This is a genomic window from Heliomarina sp., from assembly GCF_052826185.1.
In genome coordinates this window covers 86,236-97,705 of record NZ_JBRBUI010000019.1, presented here as the reverse complement: position 1 = coordinate 97,705, position 11,470 = coordinate 86,236, and the positions used below count along the sequence as shown (strand labels likewise).

The 11,470-nt window shown below is 60.8% G+C and carries 14 protein-coding genes; 13 read left to right on the top strand and 1 reads right to left on the bottom strand.

Translation table 11 applies throughout. The features are described 5' to 3' along the window. The 7 genes from ACU0FH_RS08470 to ACU0FH_RS08440 form a co-directional block, all read left to right on the top strand. On the top strand, positions 1 to 371 hold a 371-nt coding region (locus ACU0FH_RS08470; RefSeq protein WP_446194227.1), incomplete at its 5' end, for a zinc-binding dehydrogenase. Between the two features lie 8 nt (positions 372 to 379). Continuing rightward, complete coding sequence (gene fghA, locus ACU0FH_RS08465; protein ID WP_238372661.1) at positions 380 to 1,216, top strand: S-formylglutathione hydrolase; 837 nt, start codon at positions 380 to 382, stop codon at positions 1,214 to 1,216. A 14-nt stretch (positions 1,217 to 1,230) separates the two neighbouring features. Further along, positions 1,231 to 1,626 (top strand): c-type cytochrome, encoded by a 396-nt coding sequence (locus tag ACU0FH_RS08460; RefSeq protein ID WP_446194226.1) that lies wholly within the window; start codon positions 1,231 to 1,233, stop codon positions 1,624 to 1,626. 153 nt (positions 1,627 to 1,779) lie between these two features. Then, the gene (locus ACU0FH_RS08455) at positions 1,780 to 3,582 is read left to right on the top strand and encodes a methanol/ethanol family PQQ-dependent dehydrogenase (protein ID WP_446194225.1); all 1,803 of its coding nucleotides are present in this window, start codon (positions 1,780 to 1,782) and stop codon (positions 3,580 to 3,582) included. A gap of 73 nt (positions 3,583 to 3,655) precedes the next feature. Then, positions 3,656 to 4,165, top strand: a complete 510-nt coding sequence (locus tag ACU0FH_RS08450) for a c-type cytochrome, methanol metabolism-related (protein ID WP_446194224.1) — start codon at positions 3,656 to 3,658, stop codon at positions 4,163 to 4,165. Next, positions 4,149 to 4,991 (top strand): substrate-binding domain-containing protein, encoded by an 843-nt coding sequence (locus ACU0FH_RS08445; protein ID WP_446194223.1) that lies wholly within the window; start codon positions 4,149 to 4,151, stop codon positions 4,989 to 4,991. The genes ACU0FH_RS08450 and ACU0FH_RS08445 overlap by 17 nt, the downstream gene beginning before the upstream one ends. Before the next feature lie 32 nt (positions 4,992 to 5,023). After that, positions 5,024 to 5,533 (top strand): PQQ-dependent catabolism-associated CXXCW motif protein, encoded by a 510-nt coding sequence (locus tag ACU0FH_RS08440; protein WP_446194228.1) that lies wholly within the window; start codon positions 5,024 to 5,026, stop codon positions 5,531 to 5,533. Here the strand turns inward: ACU0FH_RS08440 and ACU0FH_RS08435 are convergent. After that, positions 5,527 to 6,339, bottom strand: coding sequence for a quinoprotein dehydrogenase-associated SoxYZ-like carrier (locus ACU0FH_RS08435; RefSeq protein ID WP_446194222.1), 813 nt, complete (start codon positions 6,337 to 6,339; stop codon positions 5,527 to 5,529). The genes ACU0FH_RS08440 and ACU0FH_RS08435 overlap by 7 nt on opposite strands. Positions 6,340 to 6,519: 180 nt before the next feature. Between ACU0FH_RS08435 and ACU0FH_RS08430 the strand changes: the two genes are divergently transcribed. From ACU0FH_RS08430 to ACU0FH_RS08405, 6 genes are read left to right on the top strand one after another with little or no spacing between them, the layout of a single operon-like run. Next, the gene (locus ACU0FH_RS08430; RefSeq protein WP_446194221.1) at positions 6,520 to 7,701 is read left to right on the top strand and encodes an ABC transporter substrate-binding protein; all 1,182 of its coding nucleotides are present in this window, start codon (positions 6,520 to 6,522) and stop codon (positions 7,699 to 7,701) included. 12 nt (positions 7,702 to 7,713) lie between these two features. Continuing rightward, positions 7,714 to 8,688 carry a YVTN family beta-propeller repeat protein gene (locus tag ACU0FH_RS08425; RefSeq protein WP_446194220.1) on the top strand — a complete coding sequence of 325 codons (975 nt, stop codon included), beginning with the start codon at positions 7,714 to 7,716 and terminating at the stop codon, positions 8,686 to 8,688. Between the two features lie 14 nt (positions 8,689 to 8,702). Beyond that, a complete protein-coding gene (locus tag ACU0FH_RS08420) occupies positions 8,703 to 9,674 on the top strand; it encodes an ABC transporter substrate-binding protein (protein WP_446194219.1) in 972 nt (323 codons plus the stop codon). A gap of 10 nt (positions 9,675 to 9,684) precedes the next feature. Further along, positions 9,685 to 10,434, top strand: a complete 750-nt coding sequence (locus ACU0FH_RS08415; protein WP_446194218.1) for an ABC transporter permease — start codon at positions 9,685 to 9,687, stop codon at positions 10,432 to 10,434. After that, complete coding sequence (locus tag ACU0FH_RS08410) at positions 10,431 to 11,045, top strand: ABC transporter ATP-binding protein (RefSeq protein ID WP_446194217.1); 615 nt, start codon at positions 10,431 to 10,433, stop codon at positions 11,043 to 11,045. Before ACU0FH_RS08415 ends, ACU0FH_RS08410 begins: the two co-directional genes overlap by 4 nt. Further along, positions 11,042 to 11,470 carry a hypothetical protein gene (locus ACU0FH_RS08405; protein ID WP_446194216.1) on the top strand — a complete coding sequence of 143 codons (429 nt, stop codon included), beginning with the start codon at positions 11,042 to 11,044 and terminating at the stop codon, positions 11,468 to 11,470. The genes ACU0FH_RS08410 and ACU0FH_RS08405 overlap by 4 nt, the downstream gene beginning before the upstream one ends.

Genomic DNA, 11,470 nt, shown 5'->3' with positions numbered 1-11,470 from the left:
CGCATCTGGTCGAGCTGACCAAGGGCGGTGCGGATTACACCTTTGACGCGACCGGCAACGTGGGCGTGATGCGCACGGCGCTGGAATGCGCGCACAAGGGCTGGGGTGAATCGATCATCATCGGCGTGGCGCCCGCAGGTGCCGAGATCTCGACCCGCCCGTTCCAGCTGGTCACCGGACGCAGCTGGCGCGGCACCGCCTTTGGCGGCGCGCGGGGTCGCACCGACGTGCCGAAGATCGTCGACTGGTACATGGACGGCAAGATCGAGATCGACCCGATGATCACCCACAAGCTCAAGCTCGAGGACATCAACAAGGGCTTTGATCTCATGCACGAAGGCAAGTCCATCAGGGCCGTGGTGGAGTACTAGGACAGAACATGGAGCTGGTTTCGGAAAACAAGAGTTTCGGTGGCAAGCAGCTGGTTTACCGGCATCCGTCGAATACCTGCGGGGTCGAGATGACCTTTGCCGTCTACCTGCCGCCGCAGGCCGAGGATGGCCCGGTGCCCGTGCTCTGGTATCTCTCCGGTCTGACCTGCACCCATGAAAACGCCATGAACAAGGGCGGGTTTCAGGCCCATGCCGCCGATCTTGGACTGGCGCTGGTCTTTCCCGATACCTCGCCGCGCGGTCAGGGTGTCGCCGATGACGAAGCCTATGACCTCGGGCAGGGGGCCGGGTTCTACGTGAACGCCACCCGCGATCCGTGGAGCAGCCATTTCCGCATGTATGATTACGTTGTGTCGGAACTGCGCGATATCGTGGAGCGGAATTTCCCGGTGACCGACCGGCACGGCATCACCGGCCATTCGATGGGAGGACATGGCGCCCTGACGATCGCACTGCGCAATCCGGAGCTTTATCAATCGGTGTCGGCCTTTGCACCGATCGTGAACCCGACCCGCTCGGATTGGGGCCGCAAGCAGCTGAGCGAATATCTTGGTGACGATGAATCGAACTGGTCCTGTTACGACGCCACTATTCTGCTCGAGGAACATGGCTGGAAGGGGGATCTCCTGATCGATCAGGGCTCGCAGGACCAGTTCCTTGACCTCTTGAAACCTGAGGCGCTGGTTAGCGTCATGGCCAAGCGCCGCCAGCCCGGCCAGGTGCGGATGCAGGCGGGCTATGACCACAGCTATTACTTTGTCGCGACCTTCGCGGGCGATCATGTCGATTGGCACGCGGAACGGTTGCTGAACGGCAGGCACTGAAAGAAGGGAAGCCAATGAAAGCCACCATGTTCAAAGCGTTCTGTACGATTTTCATTACCGCCTGTTCCGGCTCGGTCGTGCTGGCACAGGACGCGGGAGATCCCGAAAAGGGTGAAAAAGTTTTTCGCAAATGCAAGGCCTGCCACGAAGTCGGCCCGGATGCCAAATCCAAGACCGGTCCGGTTTTGAACGGCATCGTCGGGCGCGATGCGGCCACTTACGACGAATTTTCCTATTCCGATGCTCTGGTCGCCGCCGGGGAGGGCGGGCTGGTCTGGACACCGGAAGCACTGGCCGAATTCCTCGAGAAACCGAAGGACTTTGTCGACGGGACAAAGATGACCTTCGCAGGGCTTCGGAAAGACGACGAAAGGGCAGATGTGATCGCATATCTGGCCACATTCAATTGAGAGAAGGGAGGACGATGCGGACGTAACGGAAGCCGGCCCGGGGGGAGGAACCACTAAAGAACCGGGCTTTTGCCGATTTTTCCGGAACACCCGCCCAAAGGGCGTCACGGACGGAAAAAGTGACGGCAGCACACCATACAAAGGGAGTTGAAAATGAAGAAGCTACTGGCTTTGACATCCACGTTAGCCTTTTGCTCGGCCGGAATGGCCTACGCAAATGACGGGCTGATCGAGGATATGAACGACCCCAATCAATGGGCCATTCAGACCGGCGACTACAAGAACCAGCGCTATTCCAAGCTGGATTCGATCAACAAGGAAAACGTCGGTGACCTTCAGGTCGCCTGGACAATGTCTACCGGCGTCTTGCGCGGCCATGAAGGCTCGCCCCTCGTGATCGGCGATACCATGTATCTGCATACGCCGTTCCCGAACATCGTCTACGCGCTCGATCTGACCGACGGCGGCAAGATCAAATGGAAATACGAACCCAAGCAGGATCCGGACGTCATCCCGGTGATGTGTTGCGACACGGTGAACCGGGGTGTGGCATATGCCGAGGGCAAGGTATTTCTGCATCAGGCCGACACCACTGTGGTGGCGCTTGACGCGGAAACCGGCGAGGTTGTCTGGTCCAAGGTCAACGGTGACCCGTCCAAGGGTGAGACCAACACCGCGACGGTTCTGCCGGTCAAGGACAAGATCATCGTCGGCATTTCGGGCGGTGAATTCGGTGTGCGCGGCCATGTCACCGCCTACAACATCGAAACCGGCGAGCAGGAATGGCGTGCCTATTCGATGGGGCCTGACAGCGACATCCTGATGGATCCCGAGAACACTACCCATCTGGGCGAACCGGTGGGTGCGGATTCGGGCACCAATACATGGGAAGGCGACCAGTGGCAGATCGGTGGCGGCACCACCTGGGGCTGGTACGCGGCCGATATGGATGAGAACCTCTTCTATTACGGCACCGGCAACCCGTCGACATGGAACCCCGCGCAGCGTCCCGGCGATAACCGCTGGTCCATGACCATCATGGCCCGCGACATCGATACCGGTATGGCCAAGTGGGTCTACCAGATGACGCCCCATGACGAATGGGACTATGACGGCGTCAACGAAATGATCCTGACAGAACAGGAGATCGACGGCGAAGAGCGCAAGCTGCTGACCCACTTCGACCGGAACGGCATCGCCTACACGATGGATCGCGTTTCCGGTGAGCTTCTGGTGGCCGAGAAATACGACCCGGCGGTGAACTGGACCACCGGCGTCGACATGGACCCGGATTCTGACACCTATGGTCGTCCCGAAGTGGTTGCCCAGTATTCGACCGAACAGAACGGCGAAGACGTGAACTCGACCGGCATCTGCCCGGCGGCGCTTGGCACCAAGGACCAGCAACCGGCAGCCTATTCGCCGGATACGCAGACCTTCTATGTCCCGACCAACCACGTCTGCATGGACTACGAACCTTTCCGGGTCGCTTATGCGGCGGGTCAGCCCTATGTGGGTGCGACGCTCGCCATGTATCCCGCGCCGGACAGCCATGGCGGCATGGGTAACTTTATCGCCTGGGATAACATCAATGGCGAGATCAAGTGGTCCATACCCGAACAGTTCTCGGTCTGGTCCGGTGCGCTGGCGACAGCCGGTGGCGTTGTCTTCTACGGCACGCTCGAAGGCTATCTCAAGGCAATCGATGCGGAAACCGGGGATGAGCTTTACAGCTTCAAGACCCCCTCGGGCATCATCGGCAACGTCATGACCTATACCTCTGAAGGCAAGCAGTATGTCGGCATCCTGTCCGGTGTCGGTGGCTGGGCGGGTATCGGTCTTGCGGCCGGTCTCACCAACCCGAATGACGGGCTTGGCGCCGTGGGCGGTTACGCCGCGCTCAGCGACTATACCGCACTTGGCGGACAGCTGACCGTCTTCACCCTGCCGGATTGATCCGACAGGCCACGAACCCGGACCGGCGCGGGCGATCCCCGGGCCGGTCCTCTGGATCGAAGCAAGGGTATGAATGATGAGAGTACTGGGAATCCTCCTGACTGCGGGCCTCGTTGCAGGCTGGGGCCATACGGCCGCCGCGCAGGATAATCTGGCCGCAGCCTATAGCGAGGACGGTCGGTATTACACCGAAGATGACATACCGACATTCAATGTGGCCGAGGATGGCACCGTCGACTGGCGGACCTACTCCGGGTTCCGTCGTTACCATTCGGAATGCCACGTATGCCACGGTCCCGAGGGCGAAGGCTCGTCCTATGCCCCGGCTCTGAAAAAATCGGCAATCGACATGGACTATTACGATTTTGTCGATGTGGTAGTGAACGGGCGAAAAAAGGTCAACGCCTCCGAGAATTCGGTGATGCCCGCCTTTGGCGAGAACCCGAACGTCATGTGTTATCTCGATGATATCTATGTCTATCTCAAGGCACGCGGTGCCGGAGCCGTCGAACGCGGCCGTCCGGCGAAAAAGGAATCCAAATCGGATGTCATCCGGGAAGACGAGAATGCCTGCCTCGGCTAGACATATCGTCTTGATCCTGGGGTCGGTCCTGCTGGCCTCCCTGTCAGGACCCGGCGCGGCGCAGACTTCGGACCTGGTGTCGCATACAGCGTTCAGGGTCTGCGCCGATCCTGCGAATTTCCCGATGTCCGATGATCGGGAGCAGGGTTACGAGAACAAGCTGGCTGACCTGATGGCGGAGGAACTCGACCTTCCGGTGCAATATACATGGTATCCGATGGCCACCGGGTTCATTCGCAATACGCTTGGCGCGAACCAGTGTGACGTGGTGATGGGCTATGCCGAAGGGCATGAACTGGTCCTGAACACCAACCACTACATGACCTCGGCCTATACGATCATCGCGCCGAAAGGCAGCCCGCTGGCCGATGTCGATACGCTGTCGGATCCGGCGCTTAAAGAGGTGAAAATCGGCATTATCGCTGGCAGCCCGCCGGCCACGCATATGGCCCGCAACGGTCTGTTGACCCGTGCCAAGGCCTATCAGCTTATCGTTGATACGCGCTATGACTCGCCCGCTGTTCAGCTGCTCGAGGATCTGAGTGCCGGGGAAACCGGGGCGGCGATCCTTTGGGGCCCGCTCGCCGGTCCGCTGGTCAAGGCCAACTACCCCGATCTGCAGGTCACGCCGCTGACCAAGGAAACCCTGCCACCGAGGCTTTATTTCCGGATCACCATGGGCGTGCGTCAGGGCGAAAAAGTATGGGAGCGCAAGTTGAACTCACTGATCCGCCGCAACCAGGACCGGATCAATGAATTGCTGACCGAGGCGGGGGTGCCGCTTTTGAACGATCAGGGCACCGAAGTCCTGAACGTTTCGAATTGAAACCGCTGGCCGCACTTGTGGTGCTGGCCATTATGACCGGTCCCGTCCACGCCCAGACAGAGGAGCCATCGGACTACCGGCAGGATCACTACCGCGCCCCCGTCCCGGAAACACTCAAGGGTGCAACCGTTGTAGGCCCCGAGGAAACCTATGAACTCTGGCAATCGGGCGGCATTGCCTTTGTCGATGTACTGCCCCGACCGCCAAAACCTCAGAACCTGCCAAAAGGCACGATCTGGCGCGACAAACCCCGCCATTCGATTCCCGGTTCAATCTGGTTGCCGAACGTGGGCTATGGCGCCATTGCTGAGGTGACAGATACCTATTTCCGCACCGGGCTAGAAAAGGCGACTGATGGCGACAAAACGCACCCCGTCCTGTTCTTCTGCCTTGCTGATTGCTGGATGTCGTGGAACGCGGCCAAGCGCGCGCTCGAATACGGGTACGAAAATGTCTACTGGATGCCAGAGGGCACCGACAGCTGGACCTTTTTCGACTATCCGACCGAAGAGATCACACCCGAGCAGCCCGAGCCTCAGTAACTCTCGACCGATTTCTGCGCATGGGTTACGGTGCCATCCGTGTCGGTCATGGTCACGCCCACCGTCTGCGTGCGGCCGGGCACAGACATACCGATGCGTGGATTTTCCGACAGTGAAATACTGCCGGTCATTTCCACGTAACCCGCCCCGTCCAGATCCACGTCGAGCGTTTCGACGTAGCGCATCGGGATGAACAGCAGCGTGATCTGGTCCATCTGCATCCCCGAGAGACTTGGGTGGCTGATGTCCACATCGACCCGCTTTTCGCGCTGCGCCAGCGCGCCCAGCCGGTCGAGCGTTGTCGCGCTTTCCCGGTTTGCGCCGATCAGGATATCCATTTCTCCCAGCGTCTCCAGCGCAACGTCCAAATCTGATCCGGGCGGGGCCGCGCAGGCCCCCTGGCCCGAGGTCTTTACAAAGGTCTCGGCCACGTAAAGCTGCCCGTCGGTCGTTTCCGCTACCACGTGCAGCGGCGTCGGCCCGTTGATCCGCATGGTCACGTCGAAAAAGAACCGGGGCAGGGGGGCGTCAAAGGCAAAGACCGCAGAAACCGGCATCGGATTCTCGTCAAGTATCAGGCTAACCTTGCCCAGCATTCGCCCGGCCGGGGCGTTGATCTGCGCGGCAATCCGCGTGCGCGCGTCGTTGTCGGTGCGATAGGGGCTGTTGATCTCGATAAAGTCGCTGCCATCCAGCAGTTCACGCCCTTCGTAGAGAATCGCGGAAAGATCGGTCCATGTGGGTTCCGCAGCCTGAGCCGGTGACGAAATCGCCAGCGTCAGAGCCACAAGAGCGCGTCGCATCATCTCTTTCTCCCCGGGGTTCGGGCAGATCCGCGTTCAGCGCGTGCCCGGCGGCGCAATCCTAACCACGTGCCCGACCCGCGCAATGCGCCAAAAGTATTGGTTGGGTTTGACCCTGTATCTGGCACTATCGCAGCGGGCAGGTCGGCTGCGGGAGGGCAGCCATACCTGCGGGAGGAGAATATGCGACACTTCCTGTCAGTGCTGGTTGTCGGCATCTGCGCTGCTTTCGCGACTGTCGCGCAAGCGGTCGAAATCCGCGCGACCGTGTTCCGCATCGACTATCCGCAGCTCGCGCCGATCTCGCGCTATGACCTGAACCCCGATGACCTTGGGTTTGCCGGGGCCCTGCTGGCGAATGAAGACAACCAGACCACCGGCAATTTCATGGGCCAGACATGGACGCTCGACACGGTCACAACCACGCCTGATGAGGCCGATGCCGCCTTTGACGCGTTGATGAGTGAAGGTGCGGATATCATCATCATGATGGCCCGGGCCGAGGATCTGCTGCGCTTGTCCGACCGCGCTGGCGACAAGGCGCTGCTAATCAATGCCCTTGCCCGCGACACCGCGCTGCGCGACGGCGATTGCCGCGCCAATCTGCTGCATGTCGCGCCCTCTGATGCGATGATGGCGGATGCCATCGCGCAATTCGCCATGTGGAAGAAATGGTCGGACTGGTTCCTGATCCATGGCTCCAATCCGCCCGACACCGCGCTGGCTGAAGAGTACCGCCGCGCGGCGAAGAAATTCGGCGCGAAGATCGTGGAGCAGCGCGAATACGAAGACACCGGCGGGTCGCGCCGTACGGATACCGGGCATGTGCTGGTCCAGCGCCAGATCCCGGTCTTTACGCAGGACGCGCGCGACCATGACCTCGTGATCGCGGCCGATGCCTCGGATGTTTTCGCTCCGTACCTGCCCTTCAACCTGTGGACCCCGCGCCCGGTGATGGGCTCTTCCGGCCTGCGCCCGGTTACCTTCCACGCCGCGCATGAGGCTTGGGGCGCCACCCAGTTCCAGCGCCGCTTCGAGGAACTGACCAACCGCCGTGTCCGGGAAGAGGATTACCAGGCATGGCTCGCCCTGCGCGTTATCGGCGAGGCCGTCACCCGCACCGGCGAGGCCGCGCCGGGGGTCTTGCGCGATTATGCCCTTTCCCAGGCTTTTGAATTGGCCGCGTTCAAGGGCCAAAAGGTCACCTTCCGCCAGTGGAACGGCCAGATGCGCCAGCCGATCCTGCTCTATGACGACCGTATCACCATGAGTGTTTCGCCGCAGGAAGGCTACCTGCACCAGCGCTCCCCGCTGGATTCCCTTGGCCTCGACATGCCCGAATCCGCCTGCACCGCCTTTGACTGAAGGAACCCTTAGATGAAGCGCCTGATCGCGATCTGCCTGACATTCTCCTGCCTTGCCACCAGTGCGTTCGCCAACAAGGTCTACGTCAGCAATGAAAAGGGCAACACGGTCACGGTGCTCGACAGCGACAACTGGGAGGTCCTCACCGAATTCCCCGCCGGTAACCGCCCGCGCGGTATCACCATCAGCCCCGATGGCAAGCTGCTCTATGTCTGCGCCTCGGATGACGACACGGTGCGGGTCTTCGATGCCGAAAGCTACGAGGAACTCTACACGCTGCCCTCCGGCCCCGATCCGGAATTGTTCGTGCTGCACCCGTCGGGCAACCCGCTTTATGTCGCCAATGAGGACGACAACCTCGTGACCGTGATCGACACCGAAAGCCATACCGTAAGGGCCGGTATCCCCGTCGGCGTCGAACCCGAAGGCATGGCGATCAGCCCCGATGCGAAATTCGTCATCAACACTTCCGAGACGACGAACATGGCGCATTTCATCGACACCTCGGACTACAAGATCAAGCATAATATCCTTGTCGACCAGCGCCCGCGCTACGCGCAGTACAGCCATGACGGCAAAATCCTCTATGTCTCGGCCGAGATCGGCGGCACCGTTTCGATCATCGACATCGCCGAGGATGGCACCCCCACGCTTAGCGACAAAATCAGTTTCGAGGTGCCGGGTGTGCAGCCGGAATGGCTGCAACCGGTCGGCGTGCGCACCACCTCGGACGGCAAGTGGATCTTTGTCGCGCTTGGCCCCTCCAACCGGGTCGCGGTGATCGACGGGCAAAGCCACGAGGTCGTGAAATATATCATGACCGGCCAGAGGGTCTGGCAGCTCGCCTTCACCCCGGACGAGAAATTTCTGATCACCACGAATGGCAATTCCAACGACGTGACGATCATCGACGTAGAGGCGCAAAAGGCGATCAAGTCGGTTCAGGTCGGTCAGCAGCCCTGGGGCGTCGTGGTCGCGCCGGACTAGGCCCGGGTCGCGCAATGATGACTTACCTGAGAAATCTCCTGTTTGCTGCCGCGCTTATCTTGGGGCAGGGGGCTTATGCGCAGGACCTGCCGCAGATTCGCGCCGCTACGCTGAAAATCGGCACAGTCAACTGGGAGCTTTCGACGATCAAGGCCGAAAGTTTCGACCGCGCCAACGGGTTTGAACTGGTCATGCAGCCCTATGCGGACAATGGCGCAACCCGCGTCGCTTTCGAAGGGGGCAGGGCGGATCTGATCGTCGCTGACTGGATCTGGACCGCCCGACAGCGCGCCGCCGGGCGCGATTACGTGTTCCTTCCCTATTCCAAGGCGGTGGGTGGGCTGGTCGTTCCCGCCGACAGCACCGCCCAGTCCCTTGCCGATCTCGCAGGCGGCAAGATCGGGATCGCGGGCGGACCGCTGGACAAAAGCTGGCTGATCCTGCGCGCCTATGCGGCCTCTGAATACGATCTGGATCTTGTCGGGCAGACCGAACAGGTCTTTGCCGCGCCGCCCCTGATCTACAAGACCGGGCTTGGCGGAGAAACCCAAGGCTCGGTGAATTACTGGCACTACCTCTCGCGGATGAAAGCCGAAGGTATGCGAGAGCTGATCTCTGTCAGCGATGCCGCGCAGTCGCTGGGCCTCAACCCCGACACGCCGCTCCTGGGGTATGTGCTTCGGGAGAGCTTTGTCGCAAAAAACCCCAGTATCCTTCAGGCGCTGCACGATGCCTCGCGCGCGGCCAAGGATCTGCTGGCGTCGGATGACGCGGTCTGGGATGATCTCCGTCCGATGATGCGCGTCGACTCGGACGCCGAGTTCATCGCCACGCGCGACGATTTCCGCGCGGGGATCCCGCCGGACAAACCCGTCGACCGCGAAGACGCGGACCGTTTCCTGCAACTGATGGCCCGTCTGGGCGGCGAAAAGCTTGTCGGCAAGGCCACAAGCCTGCCTGACGGGCTTTTCGTGCAGGTTGATTAGGCCGTGGTGGATGACAGAGAAATCCGCCATCACGGCTTTTTCCCTGCTTGGCCTCCTGATCTTCTGGAGCCTTGCCGCATGGATCACCGGCGATCCGCAGATCCTGCCTTCGCCGTTTTCGCTGGTCGCCCCGTTGCTGGCCGAGATCCGCTCGGGCGAGCTTCCCTATCACCTTGGTCATACCCTGCTGCGGGTGATCTGGGCCTTTCTGCTTGCCATGACCCTTGGCACGATCCTCGGGCTGGCGATGGGACGAAACGACCGTCTGAATCGCTGGCTCGACCCGTGGCTGGTGGTCTTCCTGAACCTGCCCGCGCTGGTGCTGATCGTGCTTTGTTATCTCTGGATCGGGCTGAACGAAACCGCCGCCATCGCCGCCGTTACGCTCAACAAGATTCCGAATGTCGCGACCGTCATCCGCGAAGGGGCACGGTCGATGGACCGCGAACTCGACGCGATGGCCCGCATCTATCGCCTGCCGTTCCGTACCCGACTGCGCCACATCCTGCTGCCGCAGCTTGCGCCCTTTATCGCCGCATCGGCCCGCTCCGGCGTCGCCGTGATCTGGAAGATCGTTCTCGTGGTCGAATTCCTCGGTCGCTCCAACGGGATCGGCTTCCAGATCCACCTCTATTTCCAGCTCTTCGACGTGGGCATGGTCCTGATTTACGCGCTCTCTTTCATCACCGTCATGCTGGTGGTCGAATGGGGCATCCTGCAACCGTGGGAGCGTCGCGTGACGCGCTGGCGGGCCGCATGATCAAGGTTGATGTGACAGGCAAATCCTTTCGCGGCACCCCGGTGCTCGGCCTCTGCCGGTTCGACATCGCCAGCGGCGAATGCGTCGCACTGACAGGCCCGTCCGGGATAGGCAAAACCACGCTGTTGCGGATCGTCGCGGGCATAGACGACAGCTTTTCCGGCCGGGTCGAGCGCCCCGACAATATCGCGATGGTGTTTCAGGAACCGACCCTGCTGCTCTGGCGCAGCGTGATCGAAAACCTCACCCTGATCCATCCGGACCTGTCCCGCACCCAAGCGCTCGAAATGCTTGCCCGCGTCGGTATCGCCGACAAGGCGGATCTGTTCCCGACCCAGCTTTCCCTTGGTCAGCAACGCCGCCTGACCCTTGCCCGCGCCTTTGCCGGGCGGCCCGAATTCCTCATCATGGATGAACCGCTGGTCTCGCTCGACCATGAGACCGCGCAATCCATGCTCCGCCTGATTGAAGAGCTGATCGCCGCCACGAAACCGGCGGTTCTCTTCGTCACCCACACGCTCAGCGATGCCGAACGGCTGGCCACGCGTATTCTCGAACTCCGGGGATCCCCGGCCACACTAACGGAACTTTCAAGAAAGGACCTATTATGAAACGCACCATTCTCGCCGCGGCCATCGCTTGTCTCGCCATCCCCGCCACCGCCCATGAATTCGGGTTTGCCGGTATCCTCTCGAACGACAATATGGAGGACATGCCCGACATCACCCTCGGCCTTGGCAAACCGCTGGCCGAAGGTCCGATCACGCTCAAATCCGGCACCGGCTACGAGCTTGAGATCACCTCCGACGGTAGCGGCGAACTTGCCCTTGAAGGACCGGGGTTTTTCCGCGCAATCTGGATCAATGAGATCGTCATCAATGATCTCGAAGTCCGCCCCTTTGGCCTTGAAAGCGTGGAATTCGACGATGAAGGCACAATGGAAATCGAATTTATCGCGATCAAGCCGGGGCGTTATTTCCTGCGGATTCCCGGCTCGACCGGTGAAACCCAGCGGGTCGAGATCACCATCCAGTAA